Here is a 20248-nt window from a genome sequence, read left to right as displayed (position 1 = left end):
TGCAATACAAAACCTGCAATCAGTGCGGTAGCCAAAAGCGTAGACCCGAGAAGAGTCAACTTGACCGGAATGCTCATGCGTACCCTCCGCCGGCAGCATCAGCTCCGGCTCTGGGCTGGGAACGGGGGCCTGAGGGTTTCTTGCAGAGATTATTTAGCGTATCTTCGTGTCGTGGACGCAGCACCAATCCAGCCCATCGAGGATCTGCATGCCGGGCAGACTTTGCCTGCTCCCATTGCAGTGCACCCGACTCTGCTGGATGAGCTATGGGGTGAATGCGGTGCGCAAGCGTGGGGGCTGGAACGCAACGAGTTTGATCGGATCCTTCTGCTTGTCGCGATGGCGCAGAACTTCGGGCTCGCCTCCGGCGTTGCGGCTCAAAAGGAAGAGCAGGCAACGTTTTTCCGCAGCCTCAAACTGGCAGACCTTGTGCTGGCGAAGGCTTGCGCCTCAGGCAACGAGCGCGCATGGGAGCATTTCATGGCGGTCTACGGTCAGCCGCTTACACGCGCTGCCATTGCCATCAGCGGCAGCGAAACTGTGGGACGTGATCTGGCCGATGCATTCTATGCGGAGCTTTACGGACTGAACACTCGCGAAGGTGAGCGCCGCTGCCCGCTTGATTCCTATCGAGGGCGCGGCTACCTGCTCGGCTGGCTTCGCACCACGCTGGCTCAGAGGTTTGTGGATCACTACCGGCGCACGTATCGCGAACAGGCATTTGATGACCAGTTGCACGATGCTCCCGCGCCTGATTCCACGCCCGACCCCGAACCCGCGATGATTGCTACGCTCCGGCAGGCTATTCATGCAACTTTGCGCGATCAGTTAGCGGAGGAGCAATTTCTGCTTGCAGCCTACTATGTTGACGACAAAACGCTGGCCGAGATCGGCCAACTCCTGCATGTGCATGAAGCGACCATAAGCCGAAGGCTGAAGCGTGCCACCGATGCGATTCGCGAGCAACTTCTGCGCAATCTTGAAAAGAGCGGGATGAGCCGCAAGGCGTCGGAAGAAGCGCTCGGCACCGATCCCCGTGATTTGGATTTGAGAATGGATTTGAGAAAACTACTGCAAACTTCGCAGCCTGAACCGATCCAAGATCGGGCAACTTTGGAACAGGTCATGGCAAGTCCGACCACCGCACAAGAAAATGTTGCGTTACCGCAATTCACAGATAAGGCGAAGACGACAGGATGAACCCGACCGCCCAATCCGGAATGCATCCCGACGCCGAGAGCCTCACATCATTCGCGGAGCAATTGTTGCCTGCGGCCGAGCGCGATCAGATTCTTATGCACATGGCCACGTGTCGCCGCTGTCGCGAAGTCGTGTTCCTGGCGCAGCATGCGGCATCGGAGCATCAGAAAGATCAATCAGCGCCCGTCACCAGCTCGGCGCCCGCGAAGCAGCGCGCATCCTGGTCCAGCGGTTGGAAATGGATGTGGATTCCGGCGACAGCATTTGCGGGACTCATCGGGGTCGCGGTTGTACAGCACTTTCGCCATGCCGCGCCGGGGACGCAGATGACTGCAAAGCTGTCCCAGACCGATTCTCTTAACAGCCCCGAACCTGCAAAAGCGCCAGCGACGAGTCCCAAGTTGGCGATCCATCCGACCGAAGAGTTGCAAAAGGCGCAGCCGGTAAGGCCTTCCGCAGTGCGTGATGACGCTCTGCCGCGAGCGGACAAGGATCAAATGAAGCGACTCGACGAGAAGAAGTCGATCGAACGAAATGAACTTGCAGCCGGGGCCTCAGGCACCCCTATTGGGGCGTCTCCAGGCCTTTTGGGCGGGTCGGTGCAGGGAGCGATGTCTGCGAAAGCGAAATCTTCGCCGTACGACGGCCCCGCAGCCGCAAATCAGCTCCAGCAGCAGAATCTAGCGCAGCAGAACGTCCTACAGGAGTCCCAAGACATTGCGGCAGATGCGGCGAACAAGCCGGTGATGACACACGCTGCGCCAGGATCGGCGTCACAAGCCGTCACCGTACAGGCGGAGAGGATGGAGTCGGCGCCAAAGCCTGCTTTGGCCGCACCACCCCAGGTACCCTCGGCCCCATTGTCCAACCTGAAATACGACGGGCTTGGCAAAGTACAGAAGATAATTCTGCCCAGCGGGCTTGGGGTTCTCTCCCAGGCTTCCGAGGCAAGCCGCAGCATCGCGCTCGACACGGCTGGAACGATATTTCTGAGCGAAGACGAGGGCAAACACTGGCAGCCGATTCACACGCAGTGGACAGGACGTGCCATTCACGTTCTTACCCGGCCGGTCGGGACGCAAGCCGCTGCCTTGCGGGCTCCGCAGACAACTCGGTTTGAACTAGTGAACGAGCAATTGCAAACCTGGGTCAGCTACGACGGAAAGACCTGGATACCAGACCCGGACACCCAGAAATGAACTGAGCTAAGCCCGGATGACGTTGTTGTCCGGCGTCATAGGCATGCTGCGCAGACGTACTCCCGTGGCTGCAAAGATTGCATTTCCTACCGCTGGCGCAAGGCCAACGAGGCCGGTTTCGCCCGCACCGGCGGAGGGCAGATCCTTGCGATCGAGAAGCACGATCTCCACCTGCGGCGTGTCACTGAAACGCGGCACCTTGTATTTGGAGAAGAGCGGATTCTGGATGCGGCCGTTGCCAAAGAGAATCCGCTCAAACAACGCACCGCCGATCGCCTGCACAATGGCGCCCTGCATCTGGTTGCGCAATCCATCGGGATTCACAATCGCGCCGGATTCCCAGGCCTCGACCACGCGTCGAATCTTCACCTGTTTGGTTGCAGGGTCAATGGTCACCTCGGCACACGTGGCGACGAATCCACCTTTATCCGTCCCGCATGCAATACCGTATCCATGCCCCGATGTGGATTGTCCGCCGGCCCACCCAAACTTGTCTGCCGCACTCTGAAGCACTGCCTTCAATCGCGGGTTGCTGATGTTCTTCAAGCGGAAGGCAAGCGGATCTATTTTCGCTGCATGTGCCATCTCGTCCATGTGCGACTCGCGCGCAAAGTGATTCGCGGTCGCGGCAAGTCCGCGATAAGAGCCCTGCCGCAACGGCGACTTCGCCGGATGGTACTGGATAAGCCGGTTCGCAACATCGTAAGGCGTGGCGATAGCAGCGGGCCCGGAATTGTAGTTGTGGTATTCCCATGCTACGAGCGTTCCATCGTGCCGGGCGCCGGCTTTGATTTCGATCAGTCCGGCAGGGCGAAAGTAGGCCCAGGTGAACTCTTCCTGCCGCGTCCATACCACCTTCACCGGTTTGCCCGCGGCCTTGGATAGTCGCGCCGCTTCGATCGCAGCTTCGCCGGTATGTTTGCCGCCGTACCCGCTGCCCATGTCGGGTTGAATCACACGCACCTTTTCCGCAGGAAGGTGAAACGCCTCCATCAACTCGTCGCGCACGCCAAACGGCCGCTGCGTACCCGTCCAGACGGTGAGCTTGCCGTTGTTCCATTCGGCGACCGCAGCACGCGGTTCGAGAGGAGCGTGCGCGATGTACTCGACCGTGTACTGGGATTCAAGCTGCAAGTCGGCATCAGCAAGCGCTGACGAGACCGCCCCGACGACATGGTCAGCACGTTCCGGTTGTCCTTCCGGATTGGTCTTGAGGTATTCGAAGAGGCCTTGGTTGCCTTGCTGATCGGGAACTTTCCACTTCGCATGGATGGCCTCAAGAGCCTTTTCAGCGGAGAACGGATCGTTCGCGACCACACCGGTGAAATCGCCATCCCGCACCACTTTCACTCCCGGCATCTTTTCAGCGGCGTTCGCGTCAAGCGATTGCAGCGTTGCGTTGAAGCCCTCCGGCCGTAGCACCGCGCCAAACATCATCTCCGGTCGAACGATGTCGGAAGGGAACTGATGCTTGCCGGTAACGAAGTCGCGGCCGTTGGCCTTAGGCACGGGCGTTCCAGCAATCTTCCATTCAGTAGCCGGAGTGAACGGCGGATCGCCTGCAACGTTCTTCACCAGTGCCTCGCCGCGCGTCAGTTCGCCGTAGGTGAGCGACTTCGACCCGTCGGGCATTGTCACTTTCCCCGATGCTGCGATGAGTTTTGAGGAGTCGGTATTCCATCGCTCTGCTGCCATCTTAACCAGGAGTTCTCGGCCCGCAACCGCCATACTGCGCAACTGCGGAGCCATCGTCGGCGTGGTGCGGCTGCCAAAGGTGCCCATGTCCCAGGGGACAAGATCGGTGTCGCCCATGACCATGGTGACCGAGTCGAATGGAACGCGCAGCTCCTCGGTTACCGCCTGTGCGAGCGAAGTACGAATGTTCTGTCCTACTTCGACTTTGCCGGTGAAGACTTTGACCTGGTCGTTGGCACCAATATGGATCCACGCGTTGATGTCTTTGGGCAACTCGTGAGAACCGAAGCCGCGACCGGATTCCTGCGCCAACGATGGGATGGGAGTGAGACAGACAAGCAGGCCGCCGCCGAGAACTTTGAGAAAATCGCGGCGGTCTATCTCGATGCCGCTCTTTTGTGAACTCAGGTTTGTCGCACTTAGATTTTCTTTCTCTTCCATTAACTCCAACTCACGGAGGTTCATCGCCCACCTCCGGATGTCGTCAGACCTGAAGCGCGTTTAATCGCCTCAAGAATGCGCGGGTAGGTTCCGCAGCGGCAGACGTTGCCGTTCATCGCGCCCAGTATTTGCTCTTCATTCGGCGCCTTGTTGTCGCGAAGCAGGGCCGTCACGCTCATGATCATTCCTGAGGTGCAGTAACCGCATTGAAAAGCGCCTTCGTCGAGAAATGCCTGCTGCACGGCCGTGAGTTTGCCATCCTGTTCCAGGCCCTCGATGGTCGTGATCTTTGCCCCCGTCGCAGCACCCGCGGGAATCGAGCATGAGCGCGTTGGTGTTCCATCCATCAACACAGTGCATGCGCCGCACTGTCCTTCTCCGCAACCATATTTCGTGCCGGTAAGGTTGAGCCGGTTTCGCAGGACAGAGAGCAGCGTCTCCTCCTCCGGCGCGTTCACTTTATAAGGTTTGCCGTTAACGCTCAGAACCAGTTCGCCCATTGCGAGCTCCCTAGCGGCCGCCAATCAGGCCGGTACGGGCTTAAGCATAGCGCAATTATGTGGCGCACGTTGAGGGGGCAATCCCGCGCCGGAATCAGGAGCGTGCGCGCCGTTTGCGTCTTCCTTGTTTACCCTCTTTCGCTGCAGAGTGATACTTACGCCGGATATCTTCAATATTCACGGTGGGTTTCGGCACTTGAATATTCATGGACTGCAACGCCGCCACGATGATCTCCGAAATCGCCAGGTCGCGGAACCACTTATGGTCTGCCGGAATCACAAACCAGGGAGCATCTTCGGTGTTGCAATTGGCAAGCGCATCTTCGTACGCTTGCACATAATCGTCCCAGTACTCCCGCTCTGTGTAATCTGATTCGCTGATCTTCCAACGCTTTGCGGGATCGTCAAGCCGCTGCTCAAAGCGCTTTAGCTGCGCCTCTTTGCTGATGTGAAGAAAGAACTTCAGAATATGCGTACCGTTTGCTGCGAGCCGGCGTTCGAAGTCATTGATCTGATCGTAGCGTTTCGACCAGACCTCTTTCGGCACCAGATTATGCACGCGCACAACGAGCACATCTTCGTAATGAGAGCGGTTGAAGATCGCAATTTCGCCCCGCTTCGGCGTCTTCGCTTCAACACGCCATAGAAAATCGTGCGCCAGTTCTTCCGGCGTGGGCTCCTTGAAATTGGCCACGTCGCACCCATCCGGATTCATTGACCCGATGACGTGTTTGACCACGCCGTCCTTTCCTCCGGCATCGAGCGCCTGCAGGCAAACGAGCAGCGAGCGCTTGCGCTCTGCAAAAAAGTTCTGCTGTAGTTCGCCCATGGTTACGCAGAGCTCCTGGGTTTTGCGCAGCGCATGGGTCTTGCTGTGCTTGCCTTTGAATGCGGGATCGAAGTTGGTGAGCCGAACACGTTGTCCGGGAGGAACACGAAAATCTTCAATGAAGTGTTTGCCGGTCATTGCTTCTCCATCGCGGGCGTGTACTCACCCCGCCGAGCGGCAACGTTGCACTGGGCCCGATGCACGAGAACTTTCTGCGCCGCCGCCACGTTGGCGTCTTCTCCATGCCAGATCTGCATGGCGGGCTCCTGGATAGCCCGTGCGAACGAGAACGCCAATCCCCAAGGCATCCGTCCCCTGAAACGTGCATTCATCGCACTAAGCCGGGCGGATGCAAGTTCGCCGGATTGGCCGCCGGAGAGAAACGCAACGCCGGGTACAGCCGCGGGCACTGTGCGTAGAAGACAACGCACGGTGGCATCGGCGATCTCTTCGTTCGAGTTCTGCTGCGGGCACTTCAATCCGGGAACGACCATATTGGGCTTCAGAATCATGCCTTCGAGCAAGACTCCTTGCGCCACGAGCTGCGCAAAAACGGTGTGCTGAGTTCGTTCCGTAACCTCGGCACAACGCTCCATCGTATGATCGCCATCCATCAGCACTTCGGGTTCGACGATGGGAACCAGGCCGGCCTCCTGGCACAAGGCCGCATACAGCGCGAGAACGAGGGCGTTCGCCTCAAGGCAGCCGTCGCTTGGAATGCCGTCGCCGATCGTGATGACAGCTCGCCACTTGGCGAAACGCGCCCCCATCTTCACGTACTCGGCTAGCCGGTCGCGCAGTCCGTCCAGCCCCTCCGTGATCTTTTCGCCGGGATGCGCAGCCATCGGCTTGGCTCCAGCGTCGACCTTGATGCCGGGAATAATGCCGACCTTTTCCAGTGCCTTTGCGAACGGGACTCCCGCTCTCGTCTGCTGACGAATAGTTTCGTCCACCAGGATGGCGCCGTTCAGACAATCACCGAGTCCCGGGGCAGTGACAATCATGTCGCGATAGGCGCGCCGCATCTCCTCGGTCTGAGGAATGCCCGTCGCGGCAAAGCGTTTGTTGGCGGTAGGTGTACTCTCATCCATGGCCAGTAGGCCTTTGTTACCGGCGACCATGGCTTTTGCCGTATCGTTCAACTGACGAGCATCCATTTCGATTGTCCTTTCTGTCGATAATTCTCAAATCTGCAGAATTGTGAGCGGGCACCCGGTAGACTGCTGAATGTGGCTACACCTTTTCTGATGCCGAAGGCCATTCGGGGTTTTGCTTTTTGTTTCCTTCAGCAAGAACCTGAACGGCTTCTGCCTTAAAAAAGCTGAGCGCCAGAACAACTTAGAGCGTCAAATCTTATCAGGAGCGGGTCACATAATGAGGATCTTCCTGAGCCTCTCACTGATAGTGTGCAGTGTCGCATCTGCACAGCTATCCCCTTTTCCGACTCCGTCCACGGCACTGCCCGCTCACCCTTTCTTCATCACCAAAACATGGATCGTGGGCGGGGTTGGCGACTGGGACTACATGACCATGGATCCCTCCGCGCACCAGCTCTTCATTGCTCACGGGCCGGCCGTGCAGGTTGTCGACGTCGAGAGCGGCACACTCGCTGGAATCGTCAGGGGAATGCGCCAGGCGCATAGCGTCGTTCTCGATCAGGAAGGCGGCTACGGGTATATCAGCGATGGTCCGGCCGACATGGTCCGGGTCTTCGACCGGCGCAATTTTCAGGTCGTCGCCAGCATTCCAACCGGACCGTCACCGCGATCCATGGCCCTTGATCCAGCCAGCGGGCTGCTCTTCGTGGTGGGTTCACAGGCGACCGCCCGGGAAAGCCAAACTGCGATTGCAAGCCAATCCGCCCCTTCAAGGCAGGCCCAGCCCTCACGCGGGCCCAGCCCCCGCAATACGGCAGAGGGCGGTCCTGAATCCACGTTGACCGTTATCGATACAGAGCGGAGAGTTCCCCTTGCGCAAATTGTGCTCTCTGGGAGTCTCGGATTCGCGCAGGGAGACGGCAATGGCAGGATTTACATCACGGTTGCAGATCGCAGCCAGATTCTAAGGCTCGACGCCCAGGCAATCGGTTCGGCAATGCATCGGATTATCGACGCGCAGCCAGCGATCCGCCCTGCTCCCCCCGACCGATCCGCTTCGTTTCCAACGGATTCGAGTGCAGCAACTGAGAAGCCCTTTCTTGTTGATTGGACTTTCGGCGCTAAACCTGCCCCGCCCGCGGATGCCTATCCGGTTCGGTTGCGACTCGATGCGAATTGCGAGCGACCACGCGCACTCGCGATCGACCCCGCGCACCAACGGCTTTTCGCCGCATGCACTAATATGCGCATGGTGGTCTTGAATGCGGAGACTGGTCAAAGCATAGCGGCTCTTCCCATCGGCTATGGCGCTGACGCCATCGGCTACGACCCCAATCGTGGACTGGTTTTTGCGGCAAATGGGGGCAGAGACGGAAGTCTTACCGTCATCCGCCAGGACGTGACCGATACCTATGCCGTCATTCAGACTTTGCCGACTCGCCAGAATGCGCGAACGCTGGCCGTCAATCCTGCGAATGGAGAAGTCTACCTCGCCAGCGTCATTTACGGCGCCGAGCTCAATAATCCTCCAATCAACGGCGCGCCTTTGAAGATGAGCGCCGTCGACAGCAGCTTCCAGGTTCTTGTGATTGGAAACTAGAATTCGGCGTGAACGGATGCCTCCAGCATCCTCCTCCCGATCAAGGTTAAACAGCTTAGCCTTAGTAACTTAGTCTTCCCGTCAAATCGTTCGCCGTCCAAATTAAATGCCCTCTTCGAGACTTGGATCGACAGCCCCTTTTTGTCGCAAACCCGCGTCTCGATAACGTGAACCAGATCACATCGCCTTACTTTGTTGAGGCCTAGAATTGCGATGGTTACGGGCCGATAAATGCCGTTCGCAGCAGCGCATTAGGAAGCAACCTGCCGCGGAATGGTGGTCGGCAAGATATACCGGTCCGGGAACACGAAATCTGGAGCATGAATGGCAAGGCTGGAAGAACGCGTAAAGGCGAAGACGATGCAGGAGCGGATCGCCGACCTGCGAGCCAGGCGCGCCGAGCTTGAACTGGGTGGCGGCCGGGATCGAATTGAAAAACAACACGCATCCGGCAAACTGACGGCCCGTGAACGCATCGCCGCGCTGGTGGACAAGTTCACTTTTGAAGAAGTCGGCATCTTCGCCCGTCATCGCGCCTCCTACTTCGGAATGGGGGGAAAGGATCTGCCCGCGGATGGCGTGGTGATTGGCGCAGCCAACGTCGAAGGCCGGTTGATCCACCTGGCGAGCCAGGACTTCACTGTACTCGGCGGCGCCGCGGGAGAGGTGCATTGCAGCAAAATCGTCGAGATGATGATCATGTCACTCAAGACCGGCACCCCGTTCGTCTTCATCAACGACTCCGGCGGTGCACGCGTTCAAGAGGGCATCGACAGCCTCGACGGATATGCTCGCGTTTTCTATCGAAACGTCCAGCTCTCGGGAACCGTCCCGCAGATCGCTGTCATCTGCGGCCCGTGCGCCGGCGGAGCAGCCTACAGCCCCGCGCTGACTGATTTTGTAATTCAAACGCGACAGGCCCGCATGTTTATCACCGGACCGCAGGTCATCAAACAGGTTACCGGAGAAGATGTCAGTTCCGAAGACCTCGGCGGTCCGCAGTCGCAGATGAACCGGTCCGGCGTGGTGCATTTGATTGCGGAGGATGACAAAGAGGCGTTGCAGCTTTGCCGCCGCCTCCTCAGCTTCATGCCCTCCAACAATCTTGAAGATCCGCCCCGGATGCCATTCAACTCGCGCATCAAGTCTGACTCGGACATGAACTCAATTGTGCCGGTCGACCCCAAAGTCGCGTACGACGTGCGCGCTATCGTCACGCGGGTTGTAGACTACAACGACTTCCTTGAAATTCAGCCCGGCTTTGCCCCGAATATCATCATCGGTTTCGGACGTCTGCAAGGTCGCCCGGTTGGCATCGTTGCCAACCAGCCAAGCGCAATGGCAGGCGTGCTCGATATCAATGCCTCCGACAAGGCCGCGCGCTTTGTTCGCTTCTGCAATGCATTCAATATTCCGCTGCTTACATTTGTCGATGTGCCGGGTTTCCTGCCGGGCGTCGAACAGGAGCGCGGCGGCATCATCCGTCACGGCGCCAAGCTGCTCTTTGCCTATTCGGCAGCCACCGTTCCCAAGATCACGGTGATCCTGCGCAAGGCTTACGGCGGCGCATACATTGCCATGTGCTCCAAGGGTCTGGGTGCCGATCGCGTAGTCGCATGGCCAACTGCCGAGATCGCGGTAATGGGTGCTGAAGGCGCTGCGGAGATTGTCTTCCGGCATGAAATTGAAGCGTCTCACGACCAGGTTTCTCGCCGCCAGGAACTGGTCGAAGAGTATCGCGAGACCTTTGCCAACCCCTATGTCGCCGCGGGGCGTCGTTTGGTCGACGAAATCATTGAGCCGGCAGAGACTCGCAGATACCTCTCGCACGCTCTGGAATCGCTCCACGGCAAGCGAGAACTCCGCCCCCAGAAGAAACATGGATTGATTCCGTTATGAGGATCCGCGCGTGACCTTGCATTGGACAGACTTGATATTGATTCTGGCGTTGGTCGCCATCACATGCGTTGCCGGCTACGTTCTCTTGCTGCGCAAGCTCAAACAAATCGTCGCGGAACGCCAACTGAAAATCGCCGACCAACTCGGCTCGCTCGATGATGCGATTCGTGCGTTGGAGACTCGCCTTGCCGAGCACCATGCTCTTTCAAAGCCGCTTGAGCTAAGCGACGAAAACACAGTTCAAACCAGCGAGTTTGAAGAAACACAAGCCGCAGAAGAATCCGAGGCGATTGCTCCCGAAATTCAGGCAGTGATTGCAGCGTCAGCGGTTGCAGCACTTGGGCCGGACGCGCAGGTTCGATCAGTCAAGCCGGTCGCGAGTCCATGGTCGCAGCAAGGTCGCGTGCTCGTGCAGGGATCGCACAACGCACGCGCTGGAAGGTGATTCTCAGGTTGGAGGTTACAGGAGAGGGCATTGAAGCTTCGAATCACAATTGACGGCAAAGCATATGAGGCCGAAGTCGAAATTCTGGAGGCCCCGGAAAGCGCGCCAGAATATCCGCCCTATCCGCCCGCGCCCGCTGCATATGTCCCCGTAGAGATTGAATTGCCGCTTGCTGCGCCTCAAGCTGCGGAATCTCACAACGATAAGGAATGCCGAAGCCCCGTCACAGGCATGGTCATCAGCGTAGAAATCGAGCCAGGTCAAGCCGTGGAGGCGAACCAGGTTGTCATGGTGCTGGAGTCTATGAAGATGGAAATGCAGATCACCGCGCCGCAAGCAGCAATAGCCAAGAGCGTGCTGGTTATTCCGGGATCATCGGTGAAGGTGAACCAGTTGCTGGTGGAGTTCGAATGACGGAATCGATCGCGCCATACGAAGTTGAAAACGAAGAAAAAGCGGGCCAGACGACTGTCGATCAATCGGTCAGCGATGTTCCCGGAATCCTGTTTGTCGATCACGTGGCCATCGCGGTAAGGCGGGGGGAATTGGACGGCCAAGTGAAGGCGTACGAGATGCTCGGCTTCCGCGAAATCCATCGTGAAGAGGTGTTGGGTTCTGACCAGGTAAGGGAAGCTCTGCTCCAGATCGCCGACGGGCCCAACCTCATCCAGCTTCTCGAGCCGCTGAATGCGGATTCACCGGTGCAGAAGACTATCGAAAAGAATGGTGGCCGCGGGGGATTGGCGCACGTCGCGTTCCGGGTGAAAAGTGCGCAGCGTGCATTCGAAGCAATGCGAGCGAGAGGTTTCAGGATTATCGATCCGGCTCCGCGCAAGGGCTCGCGCGGAACCACCGTGTTCTTTGTTCATCCCAAGTCAAAAGAGGATAGCCCGTTCGGCATCCTGATCGAAATCGTCGAGGTCCCGGAGAGCAAGTAAACATGCCCACCGAAAGTCTTCTATCGGAGTTCCCTCCCGTCAGTACGGAACAGTGGGAACGCATCATTCGCGAGAACGTGAAAGGCGCGGAATATGCGTCCAGAATGATCTGGCACCCGGAAGAAGGACTCGCGGTCAAGCCATACTACCGTGCCGAAGATCTGGCAGGCCTGCAATTTATGGATGCCACACCCGGAGACTTCCCTTACGTGCGCACCGCTCGCGCCACTGCTGACTGGCGGATCCGCGAAGAGTTGGATATTGCCGATCCGGAAGAGGCGAATCGCGCCGCAGGTAGCGCAATCGCGGCCGGCGCCGAAGAGGTTGCTTTCCACCGCCCGAGGCTGGATAGCTCTTCAGACATTGCTCTCCTTCTCGCAAACCTCAACGAGATTCCTGTACATTGCGCAGGCTTGGGCCGAGCGTCTGTTGAACTGCTGATCGAGCGGCTTAAGAAACGACCGCACGGGGCGGCCGTCTCAACAGATCTGGATTCGCTTGCCGATCTAGACCATTCTGCAGAGATCGTGCGCAACGCGCCAACCGGCCTCAGGCCGTTTGTCATTCATGCGGACGAGTTTCAGGAACGCGCAGCAGGCGCGATCGAGGAGGTTGGCTTCGCGCTGTCGGCAGGGGTGGATCTCGTCGCAGCAATGCAAGAGAGGGGCTTGGGCATCGATCGCGTCGCAGGCTCACTTTCTTTTTCATTTGCGACAGGACCGGAGTTCTTCGTCCAGATCGCGAAGCTTCGCGCGTTTCGCGTGGTTTGGGCGAAAGCCGTCGAGAGCTTTGACGGGACGCATCCAGCCGGAGTGACGCAGATACATGCGCGCACGGCGAATTGGAACAAGACCATCTATGATCCCCACGTCAACATCCTGCGCGCTACGACGGAAGTGATCTCGGCAATACTCGGAGGCGCAGACTCCGTCTCGTGCGCCCCCTTCGACGAGTGCTACAAGCATCCGGACGAGAACAGCCGTAGACTGGCGCGTAATACGCAGATCGTCTTGAAGCAGGAAGCGCTGCTTTCCCGCGTTGCCGATCCGCTTGGTGGTGCGTATGTCATTGAGGTGCTGACAAACTCCATCGCGTCGAAGGCGTGGAAGTTGTTTCAGGAACTCGAGGCATCAGGAGGCTATCAAGAAGCGCGGGCAGCCGGAGTAATCGCATCGGTGCTCGATCGACGGAGAAGTTCGCGCGAGCAGGCCGTGGACTTCCGTCGACGCGTTCTCACAGGAACCAATCGCTTTGCGGATGCATCTGAGAAAGCCTTGGGTCGCATTGACCAAGCGCTCATCAGCTCCGTGCCGCGAGCAGCAAAAGCATTCGAGGTTCTGCGGCTCCGCACGGAACAGTTCATCCGGCGCACTGGCAACCAACCGCGGATACTTCTTGCGGAAATCGGCGATGTCAAGATGCGCAGCGCCCGCTCGCAGTTTGCAGCCGACTTTCTGGCATGCGCTGGACTCCCAACAACCATTCGGCAATTCAAAGAAGCCGAGCAAATTGTCGACAGCGGCGCGGCTTTGATCGTGCTCTGCAGCTCTGATGCGGAGTATCTTCCAATCGTCGAGAAGTTAATCCCGGTTTTGAAAGATCGCTCCGCCGGTGCCAATATCGTCATCGCTGGCAACCCGGATACCGCTGAGCAGCTCCGAAACCTCGGTGTCGCCGATTTCATTCACGTCCGCAGCAATGCCGTCGAGGTTCTCACGGGCATCCAGCGGCTTATAGGAATCAGGGATTAGAGATGCGCCCCGACTTCACAAAAATCGACTACAAACCAGGCATCGCGCATAGCTCCGCAATGCAGGTAGAGAGCTGGCTCTCTCCGGAGCATATCGCCATCAAGCCGTGGTACACGCGCGAAGATCTCGCAGGCATCGAGCACCTTGAGTATGCCGCCGGCATTCCGCCCTACTTGCGCGGTCCGTACAGCACCATGTACGTAATGCAGCCGTGGACGATTCGGCAGTATGCGGGATTGTCCAATGCGGAAGAGTCGAACGCGTTTTATCGCCGCAATCTCGCCGCCGGGCAAAAAGGGCTCTCGGTCGCATTCGATCTCGCCACGCATCGCGGCTACGATTCGGACCACGAGCGTGTAAAGGGTGATGTCGGCAAAGCAGGCGTAGCCATCGATTCCATCCTTGACATGAAAATCCTATTCGATCAGATACCGCTCGATCGCATGTCGGTGTCGATGACTATGAACGGCGCGGTTCTGCCCATCATGGCCTTCTATATCGTTACGGCTGAAGAGCAGGGCGTCGCAGTTGAAAAACTGAGCGGAACCATCCAGAACGACATCCTCAAGGAATTCATGGTGCGGAATACTTATATCTACCCACCTGCGCAATCCATGCGTATCGTGGGTGATATCTTCCGCTACTGCGCGACTCGCATGCCCAGATTCAACTGCATCAGCGTAAGCGGGTACCACATGCAGGAGGCCGGAGCGACCGCCGATCTCGAACTGGCCTACACCCTGGCCGATGGCCTCGAATACCTGCGTACAGGTATTAAAACGGGCCTAAGCGTTGACGACTTCGCGCCCCGCATCTCCTTCTTCTGGGGCATCGGCATGAACCACTTCATGGAGATTGCCAAGCTCCGCGCCGCACGTGTTCTATGGGCCAAGATCGTTAAGAAATTCAAACCAGAGAATCCGAAATCTCTCGCTCTTCGCGCCCACAGCCAGACCTCCGGCTGGAGCCTGACCGCGCAGGACCCCTACAACAACGTAGTGCGCACCTGCGTTGAGGCGCTTGCCGCCGTTCTGGGCCACACGCAGTCTCTCCATACCAACGCTCTAGATGAGGCTCTCGCTCTGCCGACAGAGTTTTCCGCGCGCATCGCCCGCAATTCGCAGATCTACCTGCAGCAGGAAACCGGTATCACCCGCGTCATCGATCCGTGGGCCGGCTCGTATTATGTTGAACGCCTCACGCACGAGCTAATGCACAGTGCCTGGAAACTGATTGAAGAAGTTGAGGAAATGGGAGGAATGACCAAGGCAATCGAAGCCGGTATTCCCAAGATGAGGATTGAAGAGGCCGCCGCGCGCAGACAGGCAAACATCGACTCCGGGAAAGATGTAATCGTTGGAGTCAATGCATATCGTGCCACTGAGGAGCCACAGATTCCCGTTCTCGACATTGATGACGCAGCCGTTCGTGCGGCGCAAATAGTCCGCCTGCAGCAATTGAAGCTTGATCGTGACCCGCAAGCCGTCGAGCGAGCGTTGTCTCGCCTCGAGAACTGCGCAGTTTCAGAGAACGGCAATTTGCTGGAGTGTGCCGTGGAAGCGGCACGCGCGCGCGCCACGCTTGGTGAAATCTCGTCTGCTCTTGAAAAAGTCTGGGGACGCTACGAGGCTGTCACGCACACCATTTCAGGCGTCTATTCGGCCGGGGCTGCCGGTGCGCAGGAATTCAGAAAAGCACGCGAGATGGTCGTCGAATTCGAGCAGGAGGAGGGCCGCAGACCGCGCATTCTCGTCGCCAAAATGGGCCAGGACGGTCATGATCGCGGCGCAAAAGTGATCGCCACCGCGCTGGCCGACATCGGATTCGACGTCGATATGGGTCCGCTCTTTCAGACTCCGCGCGAAGTCGCACGATTCGCTATTGAGAGCGATGTGCACGTCGTCGGCGTGTCTTCTCTCGCCGCAGGGCACAAAACCCTCGTGCCGGAATTGATCGACGAACTGCGCCGTCTCGGCCATGAATCCATCGCCGTTGTGGTTGGAGGCGTGATTCCCTCGCAGGACTACGAGTTCCTCTACAACGCAGGTGTTGCCGGCATCTACGGTCCTGGAACGGTGATTCCGGCGGCAGCGCAGCACATGCTGCGGGTGCTAAGCGGTAGCCGTGTTGGAGTGGATTCCTAATTGATTGATTCGCCCGATGCCGAACCGACCACGCTACATGTCAAGCCTGGTTGCGCTCCGCCAGCGTTGCCTGACAGCACCAGGTATGCCTTACTGCGTCCGCAAAACGTCTCTGCGGCGGACTTAGTTGAAGTCATCCAGAAAGGCGATCGTTCTGCACTTGGCAAAGCCATCACGCTGGTTGAAAGCTCTCGACCGGCAGACCGCGTACTCGCCGATCAGATCGTGCAGAAGTGCCTGCACGCTAGCGGAAATTCGATCCGCGTCGGAATAACCGGGATCCCCGGCGCGGGCAAAAGCAGTCTGATCGAAGCTCTCGGCAAGCATCTGATTACGGAACGCGGAGAGAAGGTTGCGGTGCTTGCGATTGATCCCAGCAGTCAGCTGAGCGGAGGCAGCATCCTCGGCGACAAAACCCGTATGACATTTCTTGCGTCCAGCGACAGCGCCTTCATTCGTCCAACTCCGTCACGCGGCGCGCATGGCGGTGTGGCGCAGCATACGCGTGAGGCAATCCTGTTGTGCGAAGCTGCAGGCTACCGGAACATCCTTGTCGAGACGGTCGGTGTCGGCCAGTCGGAGGCCGCTGTACGCGAATTGGTTGACTTTTTTCTGCTAGTCACGATCGCCGGTGCGGGAGACGAACTGCAGGGAATCAAGCGCGGCGTGATGGAACTGGCCGACGTTGTTGCCGTCAACAAGGCAGATGGCGACAATATCCAACCGTCCGAGCGGACACGTGCCGAGGCCGAGAGCGCGCTGCATTTTCTCCCCTCATCTGCATCCGGTTGGTTGCCGTGTGCAATCACCTGCTCTGCGAAGACGGGTCATGGAGTGGCAGACCTCTGGTCCTGCGTGCTCGAATACTCAGCATCTACGGCAGCAAACGGTTGGTTTGAGCAAAGGCGCCGCGAGCAGGCTCGCCGCTCAATGCACGAGAATCTTGAATCGGGGTTGATGCAATTGTTTCGCTCGGACCCAACTGTCCAGAAGCGCCTCGCGGAGTTGGAGGAACAAGTCCTCTCGGGGCAAATCACCGTGGCTGCAGCTGTCCGGGATCTACTTGTGCTTTTCTCGTCAAAAGCCACAAGGTAGCGAACCGGCCAATCGTCCTATAGGTTTAGCAGGATGTTCCCGGCCTCGGGAAGCTGCATCGGGCTGACCATCGAAGCCATTTCCATCTTTTTGAGGTGCTTTTTTGTAACGAATGGCTCCTTCCGTGACTTTGTTCCTATGAATGCACCAACCAAGGACATTGCACGCAATGAGTTCTCGCCTTTATCGATCTCTGGGCCTTTTTCTCCTGTTCAGTTTCGGGGGACTGGCCGCCCCTTCGCAGGAACCGCTTACGCTGCGCGAGGCAATCAATCAGGCTTTGGGGCACAGCCCTGAGGCTGCAATTGCACGTGCCGGTAACGAGGAAGCCAAAGCGGGAGCCACTTTGGCGCGCACCCAATTACTGCCGCAGGTCAACTTCGCGGAAGACATTTCCCGCGGAGACGATCCGGTATATGTATTCGGCACACGCTTGCGTCAACAGCGGTTTACGGCGGCTGACTTCGCGCTTGATGCTCTCAACACTCCCGACCCGATCGGCAATTTCGCGACGCGGGTCTCCGGTTCGTGGATGGCATTCGACTCGCTCAAAACACAGAAGGAGATCCACCGCGCCGATCTTTTCAAAGAAAGCTCTGCAACATCGGCCAAAGCGGTTGACCAGCAGATTGTGTTCAGTGTCATCCAGGCGTACCAGTTGGCGCTCTATGCGCAGAGAGGGATTGATGTCGCCAGCCATAATCAGGAGACTGCGGATGCGCTTCTGAGCTCTGTGGACGACCACGTCAAGGCAGGCCTTGCGGTAGAGTCGGATCGGATGTCGGCGCAGGTGAACGTCGCCGCGCGCAAACAGGAACTTATCGCGGCCCAGGGAGACCTGGAGCTGGCGTGGGCTCAATTGCGCGAGGCAATGGGAACTCCCGACCTCAAAGCATCCCAGTTGCAGCCGATTGAGCCTCACTCGTTTCCACAGCAGCCGCTGGAACAGGAGATAGCCACAGCCGCAAAGACTCGGCCTGACTTGATGGCGCTGGGACAGGCGCAATCAGCCCAGGCAAGCGCGGTGGGGGCGGCCAAATCGAACTTCGGCCCCCGCGTGAGTGCCTACGGCAATTGGGAAGAAGATCGCGCGTCGTTTGCAGGCTCAGGTGGCAACAACTGGGTTGCGGGCGTTCAGATCAGCATCGACTTTCTTCCTATCGGCAAACGCGCGCAGCTTGCTCACGAGAATGCGGCAAAACAGAAGCTCGATGCGCAACTAGCCTCCTCACAACAGCACATGCGCTTCGAAGTGAGCCAGGCCCACATTCATCGCCAGACGGCGACACTCTCTCTTGAAACAGCGCGGGCAGCGATGGATCAATCGGCCGAAAGTCTTCGCATCCTCAAGAACCGTTATGGCGCGGGTCTGGCCACCATCACCGACCTGCTGCGTGCCGAGGATGCCGAGCGGCAGAGCCAGTCGAATTACTGGCGCGCCGTCTATGGGAACGCTATGGCTTATGCCGAACTGCTTTTTGCTACTGGGACTTTGACTCCCGATGCGGCGGAGGAATTGCAATGAAAGTAATTTTGTCTGGTTGTTTGCTCGCCGCTTTTTCGGCGATGTTGGCCGGGTGTAATACGGCAGAACCTGCCCCTGCAGTAGCCGCTCAAACCGTGCAGGCGCGAGTGGTGCAGAGTCGCCAGGAGCAGGCGCCCGCAATCGTACGCTCCACAGGAACACTGCATGCGCGCGAGTCTACGATTGTCTCCGCACAGGTTGTCGGACGCATTGAGCAGGTGCTGGTGCGGGAGGGCGACAATGTGCGGGCCGGGCAAACTCTGGCAGTTCTTGACGACGCCACGCTGCGCGCTTCATCGCACCAGGCAGAGGCCGGACTCGCGGCTGCACAAAGCCAACAGGCCGCGGCACAAACCGATGCGAATCTTGCCGCAAGCACACTCGAACGCTACAAGCAATTACAGGCGCAGAAGAGTGTTAGCCCGCAGGAATTGGATGAGGTAACGCGGCGGGCAGAAGCTTCGGCGGAGCGTGTGGAAGCATTGCGCGCGCAGGTCGAAGCGGCAAAGGCCCAGGATAGCGGCGCGCGCTCCATGCTTGGCTATACGCGCTTGAGCGCGCCATTCGCAGGCGTTGTGACGGCGCGGCTGGCCGATCCGGGAACACTGGCTTCTCCGGGTGTGCCGCTGCTGCAGGTGGATAGCGCCGGACCGCTGCAACTGCAGGTGACGGTCGATCAGTCGGCCATCGGATCGGTTCGCCAAGGAATGAAAGTCCCTGTTTCAATCGACGGTGCGCCAACAGCGAATCTCACGGGCACGGTGGCGGAAATTGTTCCAGCCGCCAATCCCGCAAGCCACAGCTTTATGGTCAAAATCGATATTGCTTCCGCAGAGAAACTGCGCGCGGGAATGTACGGTTCGGCAGGGTTTGCTACCGGCACGCGCCAGTCAATTCTTATACCGCGCTCCGCCGTAGTCATGCGTGGTTCGCTGGCCTGCGCTTACGTCCTCGACAACAACGGTATTGCGCAGCTTCGCTATCTGACTCTGGGCGCGCCGCAGGAGAACAATGTTGAAGTTCTGTCGGGTATTTCGGCCGGTGAAAAACTGGTGGACGATCCCGCCGATCGCGATCTGGCCGGCAAGCGCATCGAGGCCCAGCCATGAAGCAAGACCTTGGAATTGCCGGGCGACTGGCACATGCATTTCTCAACTCCAAGCTGACACCGTTATTTATCGCAGCGTCGCTGGCTCTCGGAATCTTCGCCGTCGCTATCATTCCTCGCGAAGAAGAGCCGCAAATTCTGGTCCCGATGCTGGACATCGCCACCGCGATGCCGGGTGCATCTCCAGCCGAGGTAGAAGAGAGGGTAACTCTTCCGATCGAGAGTCTGGTGCATCAGATCTCGGGCGTCGAATATGTGTACTCCACGTCGGCTCCGGGGCAGAGCCTGGTGATTGTGCGCTTTCTGGTGGGCACACCGCAGGAAGACGCGCTGATCAAGGTCTACAGCAAGCTTTACTCCAATTTCGATCGCATGCCTCCGGGAGTGTCGCAACCACTGATTAAGTCCCGCTCGATTGACGATGTTCCAATCCTGGCATTGACGCTGTGGGGCGAGCATTACAACGGCTATCAACTTCGCGCCATCGCCGCCGAGATGCAGCATGACTTCGAGCAGATCTCCAACGTTTCTGAGACTACGATCATTGGCGGACTTCCGCGCACAATGCGTGTAGTGCTTAGCACAGAGAAGCTCAACGCCTATGGCATATCGCCCATGTCCATTGTCGGACACCTTCAGGCTGCAAGTGCAACCGTGCAGGCGGGAAATTTTGCCGAAAACAATCAGGAAGTGCGGGTCGATGCCGGGAATCTCTTCAACCGCCGAGAGGACCTGGAAGCGGTCGTAGTGGGCGTTGTGCACGGACACCCGGTGTACCTGAG

Annotated in this window: 17 protein-coding genes; 13 read left to right on the top strand and 4 right to left on the bottom strand. The window is 58.3% G+C overall.

Features of this window, described 5'->3' with window-relative positions:
• Positions 1–171 precede the first annotated feature (171 nt).
• Positions 172–1200 carry an RNA polymerase sigma factor gene (locus tag WA354_RS10535; protein ID WP_472812966.1) on the top strand — a complete coding sequence of 343 codons (1029 nt, stop codon included), beginning with the start codon at positions 172–174 and terminating at the stop codon, positions 1198–1200.
• A complete protein-coding gene (locus WA354_RS10530) occupies positions 1197–2399 on the top strand; it encodes a zf-HC2 domain-containing protein (RefSeq protein WP_472812965.1) in 1203 nt (400 codons plus the stop codon). The genes WA354_RS10535 and WA354_RS10530 overlap by 4 nt, the downstream gene beginning before the upstream one ends.
• A 6-nt stretch (positions 2400–2405) precedes the next feature.
• Here the strand turns inward: WA354_RS10530 and WA354_RS10525 are convergent, their stop codons facing one another.
• The 4 genes from WA354_RS10525 to WA354_RS10510 all read right to left on the bottom strand — a co-directional run bounded on the left by WA354_RS10525 (position 2406) and on the right by WA354_RS10510 (position 7006).
• Entirely contained in the window at positions 2406–4559 is a 2154-nt protein-coding gene (locus tag WA354_RS10525) for a xanthine dehydrogenase family protein molybdopterin-binding subunit (protein WP_472812964.1), read from the bottom strand.
• Positions 4556–5035 (bottom strand): (2Fe-2S)-binding protein, encoded by a 480-nt coding sequence (locus tag WA354_RS10520; RefSeq protein ID WP_472812963.1) that lies wholly within the window; start codon positions 5033–5035, stop codon positions 4556–4558. The genes WA354_RS10525 and WA354_RS10520 overlap by 4 nt, the downstream gene beginning before the upstream one ends.
• Positions 5036–5129: 94 nt before the next feature.
• Positions 5130–6002 carry a polyphosphate kinase 2 family protein gene (locus WA354_RS10515; protein ID WP_472812962.1) on the bottom strand — a complete coding sequence of 291 codons (873 nt, stop codon included), beginning with the start codon at positions 6000–6002 and terminating at the stop codon, positions 5130–5132.
• Complete coding sequence (locus WA354_RS10510) at positions 5999–7006, bottom strand: class I fructose-bisphosphate aldolase (RefSeq protein ID WP_472812961.1); 1008 nt, start codon at positions 7004–7006, stop codon at positions 5999–6001. Before WA354_RS10510 ends, WA354_RS10515 begins: the two co-directional genes overlap by 4 nt.
• Before the next feature lie 232 nt (positions 7007–7238).
• On the opposite strand from WA354_RS10510, the gene WA354_RS10505 reads away from it, so the two are divergent.
• From WA354_RS10505 to WA354_RS10455, 11 genes are all read left to right on the top strand, one after another.
• A complete protein-coding gene (locus WA354_RS10505; RefSeq protein ID WP_472812960.1) occupies positions 7239–8561 on the top strand; it encodes a YncE family protein in 1323 nt (440 codons plus the stop codon).
• Positions 8562–8885: 324 nt separating this feature from the next.
• Complete coding sequence (locus WA354_RS10500; protein WP_472812959.1) at positions 8886–10460, top strand: acyl-CoA carboxylase subunit beta; 1575 nt, start codon at positions 8886–8888, stop codon at positions 10458–10460.
• A gap of 10 nt (positions 10461–10470) precedes the next feature.
• Positions 10471–10905: a hypothetical protein gene (locus tag WA354_RS10495; protein ID WP_472812958.1), complete on the top strand. Its 435-nt coding sequence runs from the start codon at positions 10471–10473 to the stop codon at positions 10903–10905.
• A 30-nt stretch (positions 10906–10935) separates the two neighbouring features.
• Positions 10936–11319, top strand: coding sequence for a biotin/lipoyl-containing protein (locus WA354_RS10490; protein ID WP_472812957.1), 384 nt, complete (start codon positions 10936–10938; stop codon positions 11317–11319).
• Positions 11316–11843 (top strand): VOC family protein, encoded by a 528-nt coding sequence (locus tag WA354_RS10485; protein WP_472812956.1) that lies wholly within the window; start codon positions 11316–11318, stop codon positions 11841–11843. Before WA354_RS10490 ends, WA354_RS10485 begins: the two co-directional genes overlap by 4 nt.
• 2 nt (positions 11844–11845) lie before the next feature.
• A complete protein-coding gene (locus tag WA354_RS10480; RefSeq protein WP_472812955.1) occupies positions 11846–13594 on the top strand; it encodes a methylmalonyl-CoA mutase family protein in 1749 nt (582 codons plus the stop codon).
• Between the two features lie 2 nt (positions 13595–13596).
• Entirely contained in the window at positions 13597–15738 is a 2142-nt protein-coding gene (gene scpA, locus WA354_RS10475) for a methylmalonyl-CoA mutase (protein ID WP_472812954.1), read from the top strand.
• Positions 15739–16833 carry a methylmalonyl Co-A mutase-associated GTPase MeaB gene (gene meaB, locus WA354_RS10470; RefSeq protein WP_472812953.1) on the top strand — a complete coding sequence of 365 codons (1095 nt, stop codon included), beginning with the start codon at positions 15739–15741 and terminating at the stop codon, positions 16831–16833.
• 169 nt (positions 16834–17002) lie between these two features.
• The gene (locus tag WA354_RS10465; RefSeq protein ID WP_472812952.1) at positions 17003–18358 is read left to right on the top strand and encodes a TolC family protein; all 1356 of its coding nucleotides are present in this window, start codon (positions 17003–17005) and stop codon (positions 18356–18358) included.
• Complete coding sequence (locus tag WA354_RS10460; protein WP_472812951.1) at positions 18355–19467, top strand: efflux RND transporter periplasmic adaptor subunit; 1113 nt, start codon at positions 18355–18357, stop codon at positions 19465–19467. The genes WA354_RS10465 and WA354_RS10460 overlap by 4 nt, the downstream gene beginning before the upstream one ends.
• On the top strand, positions 19464–20248 hold a 785-nt coding region (locus WA354_RS10455), incomplete at its 3' end, for an efflux RND transporter permease subunit (protein ID WP_472812950.1). The genes WA354_RS10460 and WA354_RS10455, both read left to right, overlap by 4 nt.

The organism is Occallatibacter sp., assembly GCF_049802275.1.
In the GTDB taxonomy this organism is placed as follows: Bacteria; Acidobacteriota; Terriglobia; order Terriglobales; family Acidobacteriaceae; genus Telmatobacter.
The sequence above is the reverse complement of the archived record's forward strand: the minus strand, read 5'-3'. Positions and strand labels throughout refer to the sequence as shown.

Excerpts from the sequence above, each read along its gene's own strand:
- WA354_RS10530 (WP_472812965.1), top strand. The coding sequence starts at position 1,197 with ATGAACCCGACCGCCCAATCCGGAATGCATCCCGACGCCGAGAGCCTC.
- WA354_RS10515 (WP_472812962.1), bottom strand. The coding sequence starts at position 6,002 with ATGACCGGCAAACACTTCATTGAAGATTTTCGTGTTCCTCCCGGACAA.
- WA354_RS10525 (WP_472812964.1), bottom strand. The coding sequence starts at position 4,559 with ATGAACCTCCGTGAGTTGGAGTTAATGGAAGAGAAAGAAAATCTAAGT.
- WA354_RS10520 (WP_472812963.1), bottom strand. The coding sequence starts at position 5,035 with ATGGGCGAACTGGTTCTGAGCGTTAACGGCAAACCTTATAAAGTGAAC.
- WA354_RS10500 (WP_472812959.1), top strand. The coding sequence starts at position 8,886 with ATGGCAAGGCTGGAAGAACGCGTAAAGGCGAAGACGATGCAGGAGCGG.
- WA354_RS10480 (WP_472812955.1), top strand. The coding sequence starts at position 11,846 with ATGCCCACCGAAAGTCTTCTATCGGAGTTCCCTCCCGTCAGTACGGAA.
- WA354_RS10465 (WP_472812952.1), top strand. The coding sequence starts at position 17,003 with ATGAGTTCTCGCCTTTATCGATCTCTGGGCCTTTTTCTCCTGTTCAGT.
- WA354_RS10505 (WP_472812960.1), top strand. The coding sequence starts at position 7,239 with ATGAGGATCTTCCTGAGCCTCTCACTGATAGTGTGCAGTGTCGCATCT.
- WA354_RS10460 (WP_472812951.1), top strand. The coding sequence starts at position 18,355 with ATGAAAGTAATTTTGTCTGGTTGTTTGCTCGCCGCTTTTTCGGCGATG.
- WA354_RS10485 (WP_472812956.1), top strand. The coding sequence starts at position 11,316 with ATGACGGAATCGATCGCGCCATACGAAGTTGAAAACGAAGAAAAAGCG.
- scpA (WP_472812954.1), top strand. The coding sequence starts at position 13,597 with ATGCGCCCCGACTTCACAAAAATCGACTACAAACCAGGCATCGCGCAT.